Genomic DNA, 18,930 nt, shown 5'->3' with positions numbered 1-18,930 from the left:
GTTAGGATGATCTTTCGACAACCTGGAGAGTTTGTTGAGCGGCGCCACCCCCGACCCGTCAGAGCCAGCGCGCGACCCCGATGCCATCGCGCGCCTGCAGCTAACACAGGCCCTGCAGCGGGCTCAATATGCCATCGCATGGGAGCGGAGCTGGCCGCATCTGGCCCGGCTTTTGACCGTTGTCGGACTGTTCCTGGTGGCGTCCTGGGCCGGATTATGGCTGGTGCTGCCGTTTTTGGCCCGCGCGGTCGGACTCGGGCTGTTTGTCTTTCTGGCTTTGGGCGCGCTGTTTCCGCTGCTCAGATTTCGCTGGCCGAGCCGCCAGGAGGGCCTGAGCCGACTCGACAGTGGTACCGGCATCCGGCATCGCCCGGCGACCTCGCTCACCGATACGTTGGTCACGCAGGACCCGGTCGCACTGGCGTTGTGGCAGGCCCAGCGCGAACGCACGCTGGCCTCGATCAAGCGCATCCGCGCCGGGCTGCCGTCGCCCCGGCTGGCGATCCACGATCCCTGGGCGCTGCGTGCGCTGATCGCGGTCCTGATGGCCGCGACCTATGTGGCGGCTGGCGACGAACGCGCGATGCGGGTCGCGGCGGCGTTCGACTGGAACGGCGTGCTGGCGCCGGCCAATGTGAGGGTCGACGCCTGGGTGACGCCACCGCTTTATACCGGCAAGCCGCCGGTTATTCTGTCGGCCGCCAACAAGGAAGCTGCGGCTTTACCGGCGTCGGGACCATTGCCGGTTCCGGCCGGCAGTACGCTCATTGTGCGCTCCAGCGGAGGCACACTTGATGTCGTGGCCGGCGGTGGTGTGACCGAGGCAGTCCCGGCCGCAGAGGCGCCCAAGGGCACCAATGAGCGGCATTTCACCATTGCGGGCGATGGTACCGCGCATGTCCGCGCGCCCTCCGGTCAGCCGCAATGGAAATTCAGCGCCACGCCCGATCGCGCGCCGACCATTGCGCTGGCGAAGGACCCGGAGCGCCAGGCCCGCGGCTCGCTGCAGATGTCCTACAAGATCGAGGATGATTACGGCGTCACCGAAGCGAAGGCGCTGTTTGCCGCCCGCCGCGGCGAAGCGCCGAAGGCCGCGGACGCGCGGCCGCTGTTCGAGCCGCCGCAATTTGCGCTGGTGCTGCCGAACGCACGAACCCGCAACGGCGTCGGCCAGACCGTCAAGGATCTCAGCGAGGATCCCTATGCCGGCGCCGACGTGACGCTGACCCTGACCGCCAGGGACGAGGCCGGCAATGAGGGGCGCAGCGAGCCGTTCAATATGAAGCTGCCGGAGCGGCTGTTCACCAAGCCCCTGGCGCGCGCGCTGATCGAACAGCGACGCATTCTGGCGCTCGACGCCAATCAGAACGGGCAGGTCTTCGACGCGCTCGATGCGCTGATGATCGCGCCTGAATTGTTCACGCCCGAGACCGGCCACTATCTCGGCCTCTATAGTATTGCGCGGCAACTCGAGGCCGCACGCACCGACGATGCGATGCGCGAGGTGGTTGCGAGCCTGTGGGCGCTCGCCGTCACCATCGAGGACGGCAACATCACCGATGTCGACAAGGCGCTGCGGGCCGCGCAGGACGCGCTCAAGCAGGCGCTGGAAAACGGCGCCAGCGACGAAGAAATCAAGAAGCTGACGCAGGATCTGCGCGCGGCGCTGGACAATCTGATGCGTCAACTGGCCGAACAGTTGCGCAACAATCCGCAGGCCCTGGCGCGGCCGCTCGATCCCAATACGCGGGTGATGCGCCAGCAGGATCTCAACAACATGATCGAGCGCATGGAGCGGCTGTCGCGCTCCGGCGACAAGGATGCCGCGAGGCAATTGCTGGAACAATTGCAGCAGATGCTGGAAAACCTGCAAATGGCCCAGCCCGGCCAGGGCGGCGACGACGAGATGGAGCAGGCGCAGAACGAACTCGGCGACATGATCCGCAAGCAGCAGCAGTTGCGCGACAAGACCTTCAAGCAGGGTCAGGATGCGCGGCGCGACCGCCAGCGCGGCAAGGGCGACCAGAGCATGAGCGACCTGCAGCAGGACCAGCAGGCCCTGCGCGACCGGCTCAAAAAATTGCAGGACCAGTTGGCCAAGCGCGGCATGGGGCAGGGGCAGCGCGGCCAGAAGGGGCAGCAGGGCCAAAAGGGTCAGCAGGGCCAGCCGGGTCAGGAACAGGGTGATGACGGCGATCCGCAGGCCGGCGACGGTCAGGATGGTCTCGGCGATGCCGACAATGCGATGGGCGATGCTGGCGGCAAGCTCGGCGAAGGCAATGCCGATGGCGCGGTGGATTCGCAAGGCAAGGCGCTGGATGCGCTGCGCAAGGGCGCCCAAAACCTCGCCGAGGCGATGCAGCAGGGCGATGGCGAAGGCCAGGGCGACGGTCCCGGCAATCGCGCCGGACGCCAGCAGAGCGGCGGCCAGCAGAGCGATCCGTTGGGACGGCCGCTGCACGGCCGCGAATTCGGCGACGATCTCACGGTCAAGATTCCCGGCGAGATCGATGTGCAGCGGGTGCGCCGGATTCTGGAAGAACTGCGCCGCCGCCTCGCCGATCCGGCGCGTCCGCAGATCGAACTCGATTACATCGAGCGGCTGCTGAAGGATTATTAGGGCCGCACTCTCATCGTCATTGCGAGCGAAGCGAAGCAATCCATCGGGCAGTGAACTGGAAGCGTGGATTGCTTCGCTTCGCTCGCAATGACGAGAAGCCGTCATACGCGGGCTTGACCCGCGTATCCATCTCTCTTGCAAGAGTCCTTCGAAGAGGATGGATTGCCGGGTCAAGCCCGGCAATGACGAGTGGAGCGCGCACGCTCTCTCGCTATCCCTTCTTCCGCGCCGCCAGCGCATCTGCCACCGCCGTGCGGATATCCGCCACCGAAAACGGCTTGGTGATCACATCATGCACGATGGCATTGAGGCCGGAGGCGCGTTCGCGCTGGGCGGCGAAGCCTGTCATCAACAAAATTGTCAGGTCCGGAAAATCCCGCGCCGCGGCCAGCGCCAGCGCGATTCCATCCATCACCGGCATCTGAATATCGGTGAGCAGAAGATCGAACGCGCCGTCTTCGCTGGTTAGAATTTCCAGCGCTTCGGCGCCATCTTCCGCGGTGACGGTGTCGTGGCCGTCCATCGCGATGGCGCGCGCGACCAGCGTGCGCATCGAATCTTCATCGTCGGCAATCAGCACGCGCGGCATCGAAGCACCTGTTTCGCAAGCTTCACGAGCGGCTCTGTTCAGATATTGCCGCGGGCGATATCGCGCTTGCTGAAGAAGCGTACATCGATATTGCGCCCTTCCGGGGGCGGTGATGCCAGGCGCGATTTGAACCAGGCTTTTTCGCCGGGCTGAAGGATCGCCTGCTCCAGCACTGCGTTCCATGCGTAGATTTCGGCGCCCTGCGCATCGCGAACGCTAAAGCGCAGCCGCGGCAGTTCGACCGGCTTTTTGGTTTCGCCGACGACAACGCCCTCGATCACCAGCACCGGTTTGCCTTCCACCGTCTCGGAAGTGATCTTGACGTCCTTGAACGCCAGCCCGCGCAGATTAACGTCAAGCCCGACCATCTTGTAGAAGCCCGCGGTCTGCGGCAGCAGCCGCACCACATCGACGCGCCAGATCAAGAGCGCCAGCACCAGCGCGCCCATCGCGGCGCAGCCTGTCGGCAGTGCCATTCCCGGCGGCACGCGAATCCGTCCCACCGGTCCTAAAAACTTCGTCAGCCCTGACAGCCGGCCCAGGCGGCTGCTCCCGCCGTCCGGGGCGTCGTCGCGAGCCATCGAGGTCCAGTCGGCTTTGGCGTCGTCACCTTCCGGCCAGTCTCCCGATATCGAGGGGCTGTCGACGACAGGGGTGTCCTGTGCCTCGCCGGCATCCGCGCGCGCCATGGCTTCCCATTCGGCGGCGGCGTCCTGGTTTTGGGCTTCCGCCATCGCGGGGATCTGGGCGGGGACTTCGACCGCATCCTCCGGCCGCGCCAGCCAGACTTCCTTGCAGCGGGAACAGCGTACGGTTCGGCCAGCCGCGCCCAAGGTAGCCGGATTAATGGCGTAGGACGTTGTACAATGGGGGCAGACGATGTGCATGGAGGCAATCTCTACAAGGATACTGCAGGGTTTGCGAACTTCGGGAACAGGGCAATAGGATGCTACAAGGCGAGCGTTAACGAATCGGAAACCATAACCGAAGCACAACCACTTTGTTGGGTTCGCGACGACAGCGCGACCCGCAAGTCGAGGGCCGCCGGTTTCAGGTTTCCCGTTGTGCCCCACATCGAACGGAGCTGAGCTTGGTTCGGTTCGAAAATGTTGGATTGCGTTACGGGCTCGGCCCGGAGATTCTGCGCGACCTTAATTTCCTGATCCCCGCCCATTCCTTCCAGTTTCTCACCGGCCCCTCCGGCGCCGGCAAGACCTCGTTGTTGCGATTGTTGTTTCTGTCGCTGCGGCCGACCCGCGGCCTGGTCAATCTGTTCGGCCAGGACGTCTCGCTGCTCGGCAAGGACGAAATCGCCGACCTGCGCAAGCGGATCGGCATCGTGCTGCAGGACTTCCGGCTGCTCGACCACATGACGACTTACGAAAACGTCGCGCTGCCGTTCCGGGTGATGGGCCGGGATGAATCCAGCTATCGCAAGGAAGTCATCGATCTCCTGAAATGGGTCGGCCTTGGCGAGCGCATGGATGCGCTGCCGCCGATTCTTTCCGGCGGCGAGAAGCAACGCGCCGCGATCGCACGCGCCGTGATCTCGCGGCCGCATCTGCTGCTGGCGGACGAGCCGACCGGCAATGTCGATCCCACTTTGGGGCGGCGTCTGCTGCGGCTGTTCATCGAACTGAACAAGTCCGGCACCGCCGTCATCATCGCGACCCACGACATCACCCTGATGGACCAGTATGAGGCGCGGCGCCTCGTGCTGCATCAGGGACGGCTGCATATCTATGAGTAGGACCGAAGACCAGCACGGACCGTTGGTCGATCTCGGACGCGAGCGGCCGCAGGTGCCGGCGCGGGCGCGCAACCTGTCGCCGATCGTGCCGCGCGCCTCGATCGCCGGCCGCGCGCTGGTGGCCGTGGTCGCGATCATGACGTTCCTCGCCTCGATCACGACAGGCGCGGTGCTGCTGGTCAGCGCATCGGCCGCCGAATGGCAATCGGACGTCGCGAGCGAAATCACCATTCAAGTTCGCCCCGCGCCGGGTCGCGATCTCGACCGCGACGCGGCGGCGGTGACCGAAGCGATGCGCGGGCAGCCAGGGATCATCGAGATCCGGCCGTTCACCAAGGAAGAATCCGCCAAGTTGCTGGAGCCGTGGCTCGGCACTGGATTGTCGCTCGACGACCTGCCGGTGCCGCGCGTGATCGTGGCGCGGGTCCAGCCCGGTACCGCGCTCGATCTGGCCGCGTTGCGCAAGCGCGTGAGCGCAGTGTCGCCGTCGGCCAGCGTCGACGATCACCGCGCCTGGATCGAGCGAATGCGCTCGATGACCGGCGCCACCGTGATCGCCGGCATCGGCATCCTCGGGCTGGTGATCATCGCGACCATCATTTCGGTGTCGTTCGCAACCCGAGGCGCAATGGCGGCCAATCGCCCGATCGTCGAGGTGCTGCATTTCGTCGGCGCCGGCGACCGCTACATCGCCAATCGATTTTTTCGGCATTTTCTGCGGCTGGGCCTCGAGGGCGGCATGATCGGCGGCGGCGTCGCGATGCTGGCTTTCGGGTTTTCTGAATCGATCGCAGGCTGGTTCTCGGGCACGCCGGTCGGGGACCAGTTCGTGGCGTTGCTGGGGACGCTTTCGCTGCGCCCGTCGGGCTATCTGGTGCTGGCGGCGCAGGCGGCGCTGATCGCAGGGATCACCGCCTGGGCGTCGCGGCGGACACTGTTCGCCACGCTGGATGACATCGATTGACGGGATTTGGGGTTGACGCGGTTTGCCTGGAGATGGGGTCAGCCGGACTCCACATCGCCGGAAAAGCCTCTAGACTTCAACGGACTTGAACAAGTGAGGATTGCCAGACCCGCATGAACCTGCCGCTCGACGATACATCCCCACAGGCGTCCGCCGTTGCTCCGCGCAGCTTGTTGCGCGCGTGTGTGGTCGCGATGCTGGCGATCGTGTTCGTGGCGGCCGCTGTGGGCTTTGTCGGGTTTCTGTCGCAATTGCATGGGACCGAGAGCAAGCCCGCCCGCCGCGCCGATGGCATCGTGGTGCTGACCGGCGGATCGTCGCGGGTTTCCGATGCGATGGAATTGCTGGCCGACGGCTATGGCAAGCGGCTGCTGATCTCGGGGGTTCATCCGACCAACGACGCCAGCGATATTTCCCGCTCATTGTCGGACAATCAGTCGTTGCTGGGCTGCTGCGTCGATCTCGACCGTTCCGCCGTCAACACCCGCAGCAATGCGACGGAGACGCGGCGCTGGGTGCGTGAGCGCGGCTTCAAATCCCTGATCGTGGTGACATCGAATTATCACATGCCGCGGGCGATCGTCGAAATGTCACATGCAATGCCCGAGACGGCGCTGATTCCATACGCTGTCGTCGGCGACCGGTGGCGCGACGAACCCTGGTGGACCAGTGGCGCGACGCTGCGGCTGCTGCTATCGGAATACGTGAAATACGTTGCCGCCGAGGTGCGGGTGCGTCTGGCGGATGCCGGTCTCGAACTGATGCCCGAACTCCAGGAGCAACCGACCGGTTCCCTGGCGCCACGCCGGCCGGCGACGGCCCAGGCTAACTGATCTCTCTAACTGATCTCTCTAACTGATCTCTCTAACTGATCTCTCTAACTGATCTCTCTAACTGATCTTGCCAAACTGATCGGGTCTTTAATGGTTTCGATTTTCGTGCGTTCGCTGGTCTACAATGTGCTGTTCTATCTGGTGCTCGCGTTCTGGGTGATCGTGGGGATTCCCACTTACATCATGCCGCGCTGGGCGATCATGAACATCGCGCGTTATTGGGCGCGCAGCAGCATCTGGCTGATGCGGGTGATCTGCAACACCAGGGTGGAATATCGCGGGCTCGAGAAAATTCCGAAGGGGCCGCTGATCGTCGCCTCGAAGCATCAGTCGATGTGGGAAACCTTCGCGCTGCTGCAATTCTTCGATCAGCCGCTTTTTATCCTCAAGCGCGAGCTGAAATGGATTCCGCTGTTCGGGTGGTACCTGATCAAGTCCGATATGATCGGGGTCAACCGGGGCGCCGGCGGCCGCAAGTTGATCGACATGGCGCGCGGCGCCGGCGAAGAAGTGCGGCGCGGCCGCCAGTTGATCATCTTTCCCGAGGGCACGCGCACGTCAGTCGATGCGCCGCCGCAGTACAAGTCCGGCGTCGCGCAGATTTATGTCGAAAGCGGCGTGACGTGCATTCCCGTGGCGCTCAATTCGGGACTGTTCTGGCCGCGCCGGACCTTCATGCGCTATCCCGGCACGCTGGTGGTCGAATTCCTCGATCCGCTGCCGCCGGGTCTGTCGCGCCGCGAATTTTTGACGCGCGTTTCCGCTGTCATCGAGGAAGCCACCAACCGGCTGGTCGAAGCAACGCGCCGCGAGCAGGCGCAATTGTTCGGCCGGGTGCCAAGCGCGGTTTCCGCGAAGGTGTGAGGTGTCCGTCTGTAGCCCGCATGAGCAACGCGACATGCGGGGCCGTTCCCCCGGATATCGCTGGCGCTCATCCGGGCTACATCTACCCTTCGTGCAGCATTGCGGCCAGTTGATGCAATTGCGGATCGCGCAGGCCTTGCGCCTCGATCGCCTTCACGGTGGAGAGCACATAATCGCGGTTGTTGCCGGAACGGCCGTGGCCCTGCTGCACGTAGCGTAGCTGTTCGGTCAGCGACAGCCGCCCGGCATATTGGACGTGACCGCGGTCGACCACATAAGCGAGCGCGCTGACGCGCTGGCGGGCTTCGTTTTCGAGCCAGACCGAGCGCATCACTTCGCGGTAGACGTTGGTGGTCTGCTCGCGGCCGCGCAGATACTCGACGGTCTCATGCCGCCGTGCCGCCGCAACGCGGAAGGCGATGCCGCGGCAGGCGCCGCCACGGTCGAGGCCGAGCACGAGGCCGGGTTTTTCGGGCGTGCCGCGGTGATCGAACGAATAGACGCACAGCGCCCGGTGCTCGCCGATCAGCCGCGCCGGAACCTGCTCGGTGAAGTCGAAGCCCGGCCGCCACATCAGCGAGCCGTAGCCGAACACCCACAGGTCGCCTTTGGATAGGTCTGTTTCGGGTATGATATTGGCTGCCATTACCGGCACGCCTAGCAGATTTTCTTCTGCCCTGAAAAGGCGTTAACCTGATAGTGGCTCCGCGCACCGCTTTATTGACAAAATGATTCGCGAAAGGTCGCTTTATGTCAGATATGACCCTCGCGCCACGCCGGCGCCCGCTTTGGCGCCTTTTCATCGCGCCCGTTCTGGTTCTGATCGCCGCGATGGCGTGGAGCGGGTTCTGGTTCTATGCCGCGTCCGAGGTCGACGTGAAGGCCGACGCCTGGCGCGCGCAGGAAGCGAAATCCGGCCGGATCTATGATTGCACCAGGCGTTCGGTAGCTGGGTTCCCGTTCCGCCTTGAAGTGCGCTGCGACGGCGCCAGCGTGGTATTGCAGTCGCAGGCGGCGGCGCCGACGCAGCCCGTCACGGCCCGGCTCGGCCAGATTCTCGTGGTCGCGCAGGTCTACGATCCGAAACTGGTGATCGCCGAATTCACCGCGCCGGCCCGGATCTCCGATCGCAGCGGCGCGTCGATGCTGGTGAACTGGCGTACCGCGCGCGCGAGCGTGGTCGGTTTGCCGGCCATTCCGCAACGCGCCTCGATCGTTTTCGATGATCCGTCGATCGACCGCATCAGCGGATCGATCCAGACCCCGCTGGCGCGCGCCAAGCATGTCGAACTGCATGGCCGCCTGGCGGACGGTGCGACGCTCGATCATCCGGTGATCGAAACCGTGGTGAATATCCAGACCGGCAGCTTGCAGGACGTGCATCCGGTACTGACGCAGCCGTTCGATGCCGATATGCGCGCCCTGCTCAGCGGGCTGAAGGACTTCGCGCCAAAGCCCTGGCCGGAGCGGTTCCGCGAGATTCAGGCAAGCGGCGGTCATGTCGAACTCGTGCAGTCGCGGATCGTGCAGGGCGATCTGGTCGCGGTGGCCACGGGGACGCTTGGATTGACGGCGCAGGGAAATCTCGACGGCGAATTGCAGATGACGGTGGCCGGTATCGAGAAGGTGATTCCGGCGCTCGGCCTCGATAAAATGCTCGACGAAGGCGTGCCGCAAGCGACGCTCGATCGCGTCGCGCCGGGCGTCAAAAGCAAGGATGTGAGCAATCTGATGGGCGCGCTCGACCGGGCGATCCCCGGTCTCGGCAAGGTCGTGAAGCAGAACGTCAATGTCGGCGTCATGGCCGGGATCAATTCGCTCGGCAAGGAAGCCGAACTCGAAGGCAAGAAGGCGCGCGCCTTCCCGCTGCGCTTTGTCGACGGCGCGGTTTATATCGGCCCGCTGAAGGTGGGGCAGATCCCGCCGCTGTTTTGAGGGCGAAAGCCGATTGGCTCACCGGCGCGGCCGATTATTATTTTCGCACAGCGAAGAAAGCGCCGATCTCCGGCGCCGGTGATTTGATCTCGACCACGATGGAATCTTCGATGGCCTCCAATCCGTGGAGGACTCCTGTGGGATGACGGCAAACATCGCCCGCTCCCATGATGAATTCCTCCGAGCCGACAGTCGATTTCACTTTGCCTTTCACAACGTAGGCAATCGATTCATGCGTGTGGGTGTGAAGCGGGGCGCCGACTCCCGCCGCATAATGGATCTCGAGGAATGTCATCTCGTCGCCTTTGATAAGCGGCTTGACGAACAGATTGCCGCCATACACCGGTTTGCCCTCGATGGCGCTCACCGTCACAGCCTCGACGTCCGCATTTCTCGACTTGATCACGCGTGTCTCCCTTGATTGACAATCCCAATCAATAGGAAACGACGAGAGCCGCAACTGCAACTCAATTTCTTGCAGCATTTTTAGAGGCAACAATAACGACTGATGTCACCGCCTGCGATCAGGCGTTGGTGCCACCGTCGATCGTCAGGCTCGCGCCGGTGATGTAGGCTGCCGCCGGACTGGCGACGAACGCCACCAGGGCGGCAATTTCCGTAACCGTTCCGTAGCGGTTGAGCGCGGTATTGGCCTTTTGCGGCGTGGCCCAATCGCCCGAAGCGGGATTGAGGTCGGTGTCGATCGGACCCGGCTGGACGTTGTTGACGGTGATTCCGCGCGCCCCGACCTCCCTCGACAGGCTCTGGGCGAACATCTTGACCGCGCCCTTCGTCGCCGCGTAGGCCGCGAGGCCGGGCGTCAGGTTACGTTCGCCGACACAGGAGCCGATGACGATGATGCGGCCACCGTCGTTCATGTGCTTGAGCGCCGCCTGTGTCGCGATGAAGGTGCCGCGGACATTGATGTTGATCACATGGTCGAGCTCCTCCAGCGTGGCCTCCTCGAACGGCTTGGGAATGGCGGTGCCGGCATTGTTCACGAACACATCGAGACGGCCGAGCGCTTTGACGGCCTGTTCGACACCGGCCTTGTTGGCCTTGGCATCGGTGGCGTCAGCCTGAATCGCGATGGCTTTTCCACCGGCGGCTTCGATCTCCTTGACGACCGAAGCAGCCGCGTCCGCGCCTTTGGTGTAGGTGATGGCCACTTTGGCGCCGTCGGCGGCCAGACGCTTGGCAATGGCCGCGCCGATGCCGCGCGAGCCGCCGGTCACGAGTGCAATCTTTCCTTCGAGGCTCTTGGACATGGTGTTTCGCCTTTTCGTTAAAGTGTCATGGAGGAGAAGTGTCACGCGACACCGTCCGACGGGCATTGGCCTGTCGATGTCTGCGTGTTCCCAATCAGCGTGTGCGATCAATTAACGGACCAGGACACATGAAGTCCTGAAATCGCGGTGAAGCGCGCTCAAATTGTTCCGAAATTTCGATGATTTTGCCGCTGTGGTCGCCTTGCAGGCGCAGGCAGCCGGGTGCAATCTCGCGGGGCGCTGAGAAGCCGCTGTCGATGCTGGAACCAGGAATGAACGAGCTTCCCAAAACCGTCAGATCCGGTGATCTCGGCGCGGTCGATCGCTTGGAGATCGCCGGCCTGACGCTCGATCTGCGGCAAGAGGAACTGCGCGACGCCGCCGGCGCGCGGATTGACTTGCGAAACCGATCGTTCGGCGTGCTGCGCTATCTCGCGATCAACGCGGGACGGGTCGTTACCAGGGACGAGCTGTTGGCCACCAATTGGCCCGGCGTAAACGTCACGGAGGATTCGCTCACCCAGTGCATCTCCGAGATCCGTCGCCTGTTAGGCGACGCCGGCCGCGATCTCATCCGAACCGTGCCCCGCCGCGGCTACATGATCCTGCCTCCGGAGCGGGCCTTTCCGTCGCCGGGAACTGCGTCCGGCGGGCCCACGGTGGCCGTCCTGCCGTTCGAGAACAATACTGGAGATGGCGGGCAGGATGTGTTCGCGGATGGCCTGACCCAGCAGATCATTTCCGCGCTTGGCCGCTTCGGCGAGCTGCGCGTTCTCGCGCGCGGCGTGACCAGGACCTACAAGGGCCGCGCCCAGGGCGCGACAGACCTCGGGCGCGCGCTTGGCGCCGATTACCTGGTGGAAGGCAATGTGCGGCGCGACGGCGATCTCTGCCGCATCGACATAGAGCTCACCGATGCGCGGAGCGGCGCGCAGGTCTGGAGCAAGACGTTCAAGACGAATGTTGACGCCGCCAATCTGTTGACCATTCAGGACGAGATTTCAGGCCAGGTCAGCGCCATGATCGGCAGCTATTGGGGCGCGATCGGCGCGGCCGAATACAGGCGCATCCAGAGCAAGTCCAGCGAGGAGCTGACGCCTTACGAATGCATCGTGCAGGGCGTGATCGGAACGCCGACCGACGCGACCGTTCTGGAGCCGATCGCAAAAGCGCGCGATTGCCTTGAGCGTTTGACGCGCACGGAGCCGCGAAACGCCGCCGCCTGGGCCGCGCTCGTTCTGGTGTTCAACAATCAGCGGACTTGGGGTTTGCCTTCGCCGACCGGTGAAGTGGCCAGCGTCGAAAGCCGCCTCTATCTGGCCGGCATGGCAGTCGAAGCCGCGAACCGGGCCGTCGAAATCGCGCCGAATGACGCCTTCGTCCGCGGACAAGTCGCCCGTGCCGCCTGGATGGCGGGTCAATCGGATTTGCTGCGAATCGAAACCAAGCGGGCGATTGCGCTCAACCCGAATGATCCGCAAACCCTCGGTCCGCTCGGTAACCTGATGGCCTATGCTGGTTTTTGGGACGAAGGCGTTGCGCTTGCCGAGAAGGGGATTGCTTTAACCGCGCCCAGCACGCCGCGATGGTGGTGGTGGGCCATCGCCAAACGCGCCTTCGCACATGGCGATTATGGGCGGGCATTTGAGGCGTTTCGCGAATCCTATGTCGAGCAGCTATGGATCAGCCATCTCCACATGGCGTACACGTTGCCGTTTCTCGACCGGACTGAACAAGCCAGGATGCACGTCGCGACGTTATTGAGGATGCGGCCCGGATTCACCATCCGCGAGGCGGACGCCTATTACAAAATGTGGTGCTTCGCGCCGTCCTATCGCGAAAAGATGCGCGATGCCCTGCAAACCGCCGGGCTTCCGCGCGGCGAGGCTTGATCCGCGACGCTGGGTGGCGCGATCAAGGCGAGGGAGCGGCCGCCTTTGGCAGATGACCGATGCGGCCGCTTTATCCCAAGTCTACACTTTCCAAGCCTCCACTTCACAAGTCTCCACTTCCCAAGTCGCCGCTTCCCAGATCACTAATAGTCAGGGAGCCGTAGCGAGCTATGCACTTCCCGCGCATGGCCGCTCAAGGCCTTTGCGGCGTGACCGTCCTGGAGCGCAGCAAGCATGCGGTTGCGCGTCTCCAGTTGCTCCTGCGTGCGCGGCAGTAAGAGCGATCCGGCCTCTCTGATCGCCAGCGCCTGGTTCGCCTCGACGAACGGGCGCACGATGCGTTCATAGGCGGCGAAGGCATCGGCCGGATCATCATGGGCGGCCAACTCCCCGGCGAGCACGTAGGCGCCAACCAGCGCGATGCTCGTGCCCTGGCCGGATCGAAAGGACGGCGCGTAGGCAGCGTCGCCGGTTACTGCCAAGCGCCCCTTCGACCAGCATGGCATGCGAATCTGGCTCACGGTGTCGAAAAAAAGATCGTCCGCCTGCCGCATCGCGTCCAGCAGGCGCGGCACCTCCCAGCCACCATCGGCGAATGCGGCCTCCGTTCGCTGGATCTGCTCCGCTTTATCTAATCGCGCGCCGAACGGCGGCGTCTCGGTCGCGAAGATCAGGCCGACGAACAGCTCCGGATTGTCGCGGACGGCGAAGACGACGGCGGCGCGCCCCGCTTCCGCGTAGACGATCGCACCATGCGAAAGACCCCGATCGTTCGGCATGGAGAAGAGGTTGAACGTGTAGCCGAGATAGTGGTTGAACGGCTCCTCCGGCCCGAACGCCAGCCGGCGGGTGTGCGAGTGCAGCCCATCCGCGCCGATGACGACATCGTAACGCTGACGCTCGCCGCTTTTGAAACGCACGTCCACGCCGGCGCCCTCGTCCGCTATCGCCTCGATCGAATCGTCGAAGCGGTAGCGGACGTTGCTGTTCCTGGTCAGACCGTAGAGCAGGGTGGTCAGCGTGCCCCGCGGCAATTCGACATCCTGGCCCGCCTCGTTGCCCGTCAGGTCATAGACCGGGATTGCGCCGATGGTCTTGCCCTCGGTATCGACGAAGGTCAGGGCGCGCGAGGCGATGTGCGCGGCTTCGATTTGGGGCCGCAAGCCCATGCGGTCGATCACGCCCATTGCAGTACCGCGGATATCGATCGGGTAGCCGCCGACCCGGATCGAGGGCGCCCGCTCGACCACCGTGACCTCGAAGCCATAGCGGTCGAGCCAGTACGCCAGGGCCGGCCCCGCTATGCTTGCGCCCGAGATCAGGACTGACCGGGATTTCTGGCGGGATTTATGGACAGCGACGTTTGACATGACATGCCTCATCTTCATAGGATGCATTATGCATCTTATTTAAAAATGGCCAAAATTAGATGCATGAAGCATCTTATCGAGAGGCGACATGGACGCGGAACAGAACCGTAGGCGTGGGGCAGAGCTGGAAGAGGCAATCCTGGACGCGGCGTGGGCAGAACTCGTCGAACACGGCTATGCGGCCACGACGCTGGAGTCGGTTGCGAAGCGCGCGGGAACGAGCCGGCCTGTGTTGCATCGTCGCTGGCCAAGCCGCATCAAACTGGCGACAGCCGCCGTAGCCCGCTACTTCGCGCTCAACCCGATCGAGATTCCCGACCTTGGAAATTTCGGTGCGGAGATCAGCCTATTGCTCCGCCGGTTATCCGATCGTGCCCGGCCCGATCTGCTTCGCCTGGCTTTCGACATGGGCGGCGACCTCGCGGCTGCGAACTCCAACCTCGCCGAAGTGCGGGGAGAAATTGTCAATGATCAACTTCTCCGCGAGATCATCGAGCGCGCCATCCGGCGCGGTGAGGTCGATCCGATGCGCCTCACGCCACGCATCATCTCGCTGCCGGGCGATCTGGCGCGCAACGAATTCATGATGACCCTGAAGCCACTTCGCGACGAGGTCATCCGCGAAATCGTCTACGACATTTTCCTGCCGCTGATCTGCCGGCCGGTGCCGCACGGATGACCCGACGGGCAAATCAATCACGCGCGCTGGGCTTTGCCGGTCTGCCTGTCCAGCCCCTTCCAGAAAAATATTCTGATTTTCAGAAATCGCAAATCATTGGTATATCTCCGCCATCCTGTCCCACATGAGGGGCGGTTCGCGATCGTCACGGACGCGGGATGGGATGCGGTGGACGCGGATGGCGCTTGCGACGAGGGCGGCTGAAGCGGACGGCGAAGTCGTGTGGTCCTGACGCCTCGACGCTGGCGTCAAGTCTCGCGCAGGAGACTGCGCAAGGCGACGGTGGCAAAAGAGCCCGATCGCCGGGGAGAGCGCGAAGTAAGCCGTAAACCATTGCGTAGGGAATGCCGGGTGATTCCGGTGTGACCTGACTAACGCGTGTGCTTTTTTACTACGACTTTCGCACACGCGGCTGCGGGCGCATCGGTCGCCCGGCATTCCCTGCGCCCTCTGAAGAGAGGGCGGGAAGATTTAGGCATGACTCGGGCGCTTTGCGTCGCGATCACTCACTCGTCATGCCCGGACTTGATCCGGGCATCCATCGATCTTCGCAAGAAATTTTCTCGAAGAGGATGGATTGCCGGGTCAAGCCCGGCAATGACAAGCTTGATTCTTTGTTAGCTGTTTGAGAATCGAATCAGTGGCTCACGCCACACAACAGGTGTCGTCCCTGCGCACGCAGGGACCCATAACCACAGTACGTGGTGTTGCGTGAAAATCGTCGAACGGCGTCTCTTAACGAGAGGCCGCGGCGTATGGGTCCCGGCTTAAGGCCAGGACGACGGGAGAGAGGATGCGGCCATCGCGAGCGGCGCAGCGACAAAATCAACGCTTCCTTCTCCCCTCCCTCCGCGCGCGCAGCGCGTGGCGGGGAGGGGTCGGGGGTGGGGGGTCTATCGGCAAATTCGCTGATGGCGGCATTCGCGGCGCTACCCCCCACCCTTGATCCCTCCCCACCGCTTCGCGGGGGGAGGGAAAGTAGAAGCTCACTCCGGCTTCTTCCCGAGATGCGCATGGGGCCGGCCGAAATCCGCTGCAGCCGAATCCTGGCCGATTTCGACGATGCCGCGGCGGATCGCGCGGGTGCGGGTGAAATGTTCGAACAGCGCTTCGCCGTCGCCGCGGCGGATCGCGCGGGTCAGCTTGGACAAATCCTCGGTGAAGGTGCCGAGCATTTCCAGCACCGCGTCCTTGTTGGTCAGGAACACGTCGCGCCACATGGTCGGGTCGGATGCGGCAATACGCGTGAAGTCGCGAAAGCCGCCGGCGGAGAACTTCAGCACTTCGGATTGCGTGACACCTTCAAGCTCATCCGCAGTGCCTACAATTGTATAGGCGATCAGATGCGGCAGATGGCTGGTGATCGCCAGCACCATGTCGTGATGGTCCGGCGTCATGATCTCGACCTTGGCGCCGATCGCAGCCCAGAACGCGCGCAGCTTCTCGACCGCGGCAGTATCCGTGCCCTCGGGCGGGGTCAGGATGCACCAGCGGTTGATGAACAGCTCCGCGAAGCCGGAATCGGGACCGGAATGCTCGGTACCTGCGACCGGATGCGCCGGGACGAAATGCACGCCTTCCGGCAAATACGGCGCCATGTCGCGCACGACAGCACCCTTGACCGAACCGACATCGGACACGATCGCGCCGGGCTTGAGATGACCGGCGATTTCCTGCGCGACCGGGCCGCAGGCGCCGACGGGTATGCAGAGGATGACGAGATCGGCGTTCTCGACGGCTTGTGCGTTGGTCTCCAGAACCGCGTCGACGATACCGAGTTCCATCACCCGCGCGCGGGTCTTGGCCGAGCGCGCGGTGGTGACGATTTCGCCAGCCAGGCCCTGCGCCCGCGCGGCACGCGCGATCGAGCCGCCGATCAGCCCGAAGCCGATCAGCGCGATCTTGTTGAACAGCGGCGTGTCGTTCACTTCAACACCATTCACTTGGACCCCGTGAAGTCGCGCAGGCCTTCGAGCACCAGAAGGTTGGCTTCCTCGGTGCCGATGGTCAGGCGCAGCGCATGAGGCAGGCGATAATTATTCAACGCCCGCAGCACGAGGCCGCGCTTGGTCAGGAACGCGTCGGCATCGGCCGCGGTCTTGCCTTGATCGAGAGGAAAATGAATCAGGATGAAGTTCGCCACGCTCGGCGTCACCTTCAGCCCGAACTTGGTGATCTCCTCAGTCAGCAGCGCGCGCCATTTCTCGGTGTGCGTCTTCGACATCTGCTGATGTTCGGTATCTTCAATGGCCGCGACCGCCGCCAGCATCGCCGGCGTCGACACGTTAAAGGGGCCGCGAATGCGATTCAGCGCATCGACAATGTGAGCCGGCCCGAACATCCAGCCGACCCGCAGCGCGGCGAGGCCGTGGATCTTCGAAAACGTGTGGGTCATCACGGTGTTTTCCGTGGTTGCGACCAGTTCGATGCCGATCTCGTAATCGTTGCGCGATACGTAGTCGGAATAGGCCGCGTCGAGCACCAGCAGCACATGCGAGGGCAGGCCGGCGCGCAGCCGCTTGATCTCGTCGAACGGCAGATAAGTCCCGGTCGGGTTGTTGGGATTGGCGATCCAAACAAGCTTGGTGCGCGGCGTGACCAGTTTGAGGATCTCGTCGACATCCCCGGTGAAATTGGTCTCAGGCGCCACGACATTGATCGCGCCATTGGCCTTGGTCGCGATTGGGTACACCAGGAAGCCGTGGGTGGTGGAGATCGCCTCGTCGCCATGGCCGAGATAAGCGTGCGCCAGGAGATTGAGGATTTCGTCGGAACCGGCGCCGCAGATGATGCGGTCGGGATCGAGCCCGAAGGCGCGGCCGATCGCCTCGCGCAGCACGCGCGATGTTCCCTCCGGATAATCCTCGAGATGTTTGGCGGCTTCCGTGTAGGCCGCGATCGCCTTCGGCGACGGGCCGAACGGCGTCTCGTTGGCCGACAGCTTGAACACCTTGCGGCCGGGCTCCGCCACCGGGCTCTTGCCTGGCGTGTAGGGCGCAATATCGAGAATGCCGGGATTCGGCACGGGTCGGGACATCTTCAGCTCCGGAGTGTCGGGGTGGCTATCAGGACTTATCGGCTAAGATTTTGGCGGCCCCGTTCGGAGGCACCGTATAGCGCGTTGCATGGCTGCCGACGAGGGCCGATGAGCGCACCGAGGCCCCGGCCTCGATCAATGCCGATGTTATCTTCTCGAGGCTGCTGGGGGCCGCGATCGACACCAGCAGCGCCGCGCCGTCGAAGGCGGTGTCCGGCACCGCCACGATTTCCGCCAGCGGCGACAAAGCGCGGGCGATCTCGGCGTTCCAGCCGGAGACCCGCACACTCCACATTTCGACTTCGGTCACCATCGCGCTGTCGGCGACGCGCGACACCACGAACACCGGCAAGGCGGCCGGATGATCGGCGCGCTCGATGAAAGGCAGCCGCGCAATGATCTTCGGCGCGCCGCTGGCTTCGAGCGCGATCCACCATGGGGTGCGGCTGGAGGTGGCGGAAACCAGCGCCAGATCGCCCTTGGACCAGGCCACCGCGTCGACCGCCGCGTTGGCGTTGAAGTGCGAGATGTAGGGAACCGTAAAACCGAAATGAAACCGCGCCGAATCCCGCATCGCGGACTCACCGAGCGAAATATCGGCATGGACCGAAAACGGGGCCTGGACGTAAGTGAATGTCGAGATGATCACGCGCCAGATGCTCTCGACGGTGTCGAGCGGCAGGATGCCGCGGTGGCGCTGCGCCAGCCGGCGCATCATGTCGGCCTCGCGCGCCGGGCGGAATGCCGAGCCGACCTCCTGGGTCTGCTTCACCGAGATCAGCCGGTCGATGATGTCGCCGCGCTGCATCAGCAAGGCGTGCACCTGCGCGTCGATGCTATCGATCTCTTTGCGCAGCACCTCGAGCGAGGGCGGGGCCGGGGGCGGTTGAGACATGGTGGTGTCCAGCAAGGGATGAGCCCCGTTCTCCCTCATGGGCGGAAGCGGCGCAAGTGCCCCATTGGCGCCCCGGTTAACCATCGGATTGTCTTGACGAAAGGGCCGATCGTGACTATTATTTCAGCTATTCCGTGGTCATTTGAGCCGGCCGGCTTGCAGCCACGTTAAACAACTCGCTAAACAGGCCGGGGACACAAGTGATCCCGGCCGAACCTATTGTTCAGGCCGGGT

At 63.7% G+C, this 18,930-nt stretch carries 17 protein-coding genes and 1 riboswitch; of the genes, 8 read left to right on the top strand and 9 right to left on the bottom strand.

Annotated features, from left to right (window positions below):
* The first annotated feature begins 34 nt into the window (after nucleotides 1–34).
* On the top strand, nucleotides 35–2,620 hold the full coding sequence (locus tag HB676_RS19765; protein WP_213739647.1) for a TIGR02302 family protein: 2,586 nt from the start codon (nucleotides 35–37) through the stop codon (nucleotides 2,618–2,620).
* Nucleotides 2,621–2,831: 211 nt separating this feature from the next.
* Here the strand turns inward: HB676_RS19765 and HB676_RS19760 are convergent, their stop codons facing one another.
* On the bottom strand, nucleotides 2,832–3,209 hold the full coding sequence (locus tag HB676_RS19760) for a response regulator (protein WP_213739645.1): 378 nt from the start codon (nucleotides 3,207–3,209) through the stop codon (nucleotides 2,832–2,834).
* Nucleotides 3,210–3,247: 38 nt separating this feature from the next.
* Nucleotides 3,248–4,096: an MJ0042-type zinc finger domain-containing protein gene (locus tag HB676_RS19755; RefSeq protein ID WP_213739643.1), complete on the bottom strand. Its 849-nt coding sequence runs from the start codon at nucleotides 4,094–4,096 to the stop codon at nucleotides 3,248–3,250.
* 203 nt (nucleotides 4,097–4,299) lie between these two features.
* On the opposite strand from HB676_RS19755, the gene ftsE reads away from it, so the two are divergent.
* The 4 genes from ftsE (at nucleotide 4,300) to HB676_RS19735 (ending at nucleotide 7,620) form a co-directional block, all read left to right on the top strand.
* On the top strand, nucleotides 4,300–4,959 hold the full coding sequence (gene ftsE / locus HB676_RS19750) for a cell division ATP-binding protein FtsE (RefSeq protein WP_213739641.1): 660 nt from the start codon (nucleotides 4,300–4,302) through the stop codon (nucleotides 4,957–4,959).
* Nucleotides 4,952–5,923, top strand: coding sequence for an ABC transporter permease (locus HB676_RS19745; RefSeq protein ID WP_213739639.1), 972 nt, complete (start codon nucleotides 4,952–4,954; stop codon nucleotides 5,921–5,923). The genes ftsE and HB676_RS19745 overlap by 8 nt, the downstream gene beginning before the upstream one ends.
* A 113-nt stretch (nucleotides 5,924–6,036) precedes the next feature.
* Complete coding sequence (locus HB676_RS19740) at nucleotides 6,037–6,756, top strand: YdcF family protein (protein ID WP_213739638.1); 720 nt, start codon at nucleotides 6,037–6,039, stop codon at nucleotides 6,754–6,756.
* 90 nt (nucleotides 6,757–6,846) lie between these two features.
* Nucleotides 6,847–7,620 carry a 1-acyl-sn-glycerol-3-phosphate acyltransferase gene (locus tag HB676_RS19735; RefSeq protein WP_213739636.1) on the top strand — a complete coding sequence of 258 codons (774 nt, stop codon included), beginning with the start codon at nucleotides 6,847–6,849 and terminating at the stop codon, nucleotides 7,618–7,620.
* A gap of 82 nt (nucleotides 7,621–7,702) precedes the next feature.
* On the opposite strand, the gene HB676_RS19730 is transcribed toward HB676_RS19735, so the two are convergent.
* A complete protein-coding gene (locus HB676_RS19730) occupies nucleotides 7,703–8,266 on the bottom strand; it encodes a gamma-glutamylcyclotransferase (RefSeq protein ID WP_213739634.1) in 564 nt (187 codons plus the stop codon).
* A 104-nt stretch (nucleotides 8,267–8,370) separates the two neighbouring features.
* Between HB676_RS19730 and HB676_RS19725 the strand changes: the two genes are divergently transcribed.
* The gene (locus HB676_RS19725) at nucleotides 8,371–9,555 is read left to right on the top strand and encodes a DUF2125 domain-containing protein (protein WP_213739632.1); all 1,185 of its coding nucleotides are present in this window, start codon (nucleotides 8,371–8,373) and stop codon (nucleotides 9,553–9,555) included.
* Nucleotides 9,556–9,592: 37 nt separating this feature from the next.
* On the opposite strand, the gene HB676_RS19720 is transcribed toward HB676_RS19725, so the two are convergent.
* Complete coding sequence (locus tag HB676_RS19720) at nucleotides 9,593–9,961, bottom strand: cupin domain-containing protein (RefSeq protein WP_213739630.1); 369 nt, start codon at nucleotides 9,959–9,961, stop codon at nucleotides 9,593–9,595.
* Between the two features lie 118 nt (nucleotides 9,962–10,079).
* Nucleotides 10,080–10,823 carry a 3-oxoacyl-ACP reductase family protein gene (locus HB676_RS19715; RefSeq protein WP_213739629.1) on the bottom strand — a complete coding sequence of 248 codons (744 nt, stop codon included), beginning with the start codon at nucleotides 10,821–10,823 and terminating at the stop codon, nucleotides 10,080–10,082.
* Between the two features lie 272 nt (nucleotides 10,824–11,095).
* Here HB676_RS19715 and HB676_RS19710 point away from each other — a divergent pair, with 272 nt between their 5' ends.
* Nucleotides 11,096–12,715 (top strand): winged helix-turn-helix domain-containing protein, encoded by a 1,620-nt coding sequence (locus HB676_RS19710; RefSeq protein ID WP_213739628.1) that lies wholly within the window; start codon nucleotides 11,096–11,098, stop codon nucleotides 12,713–12,715.
* Nucleotides 12,716–12,858: 143 nt separating this feature from the next.
* Here HB676_RS19710 and HB676_RS19705 read toward each other — a convergent pair whose 3' ends face one another.
* Nucleotides 12,859–14,085 (bottom strand): FAD-dependent monooxygenase, encoded by a 1,227-nt coding sequence (locus HB676_RS19705; RefSeq protein WP_213739627.1) that lies wholly within the window; start codon nucleotides 14,083–14,085, stop codon nucleotides 12,859–12,861.
* 88 nt (nucleotides 14,086–14,173) lie between these two features.
* Here HB676_RS19705 and HB676_RS19700 point away from each other — a divergent pair, with 88 nt between their 5' ends.
* Nucleotides 14,174–14,764: a TetR/AcrR family transcriptional regulator gene (locus tag HB676_RS19700; RefSeq protein WP_213739626.1), complete on the top strand. Its 591-nt coding sequence runs from the start codon at nucleotides 14,174–14,176 to the stop codon at nucleotides 14,762–14,764.
* A 986-nt stretch (nucleotides 14,765–15,750) separates the two neighbouring features.
* Here HB676_RS19700 and HB676_RS19695 read toward each other — a convergent pair.
* From HB676_RS19695 to HB676_RS19685, 3 genes are read right to left on the bottom strand one after another with little or no spacing between them, the layout of a single operon-like run.
* On the bottom strand, nucleotides 15,751–16,692 hold the full coding sequence (locus HB676_RS19695) for a prephenate/arogenate dehydrogenase family protein (RefSeq protein ID WP_213739901.1): 942 nt from the start codon (nucleotides 16,690–16,692) through the stop codon (nucleotides 15,751–15,753).
* Between the two features lie 11 nt (nucleotides 16,693–16,703).
* Nucleotides 16,704–17,801, bottom strand: coding sequence for a histidinol-phosphate transaminase (gene hisC / locus HB676_RS19690; protein ID WP_213739625.1), 1,098 nt, complete (start codon nucleotides 17,799–17,801; stop codon nucleotides 16,704–16,706).
* Between the two features lie 28 nt (nucleotides 17,802–17,829).
* Nucleotides 17,830–18,696, bottom strand: coding sequence for a chorismate mutase (locus HB676_RS19685; RefSeq protein ID WP_213739624.1), 867 nt, complete (start codon nucleotides 18,694–18,696; stop codon nucleotides 17,830–17,832).
* A gap of 124 nt (nucleotides 18,697–18,820) precedes the next feature.
* Nucleotides 18,821–18,900: riboswitch (SAM riboswitch) on the top strand.
* Nucleotides 18,901–18,930: the final 30 nt, after the last annotated feature.

This window comes from Bradyrhizobium sp. dw_411 (genome assembly GCF_018449695.1).
GTDB lineage: Bacteria > Pseudomonadota > Alphaproteobacteria > Rhizobiales > Xanthobacteraceae > Bradyrhizobium.
Note: the sequence above shows the minus strand (reverse complement) of the source record. Positions and strands in the feature narration are given on the sequence as shown.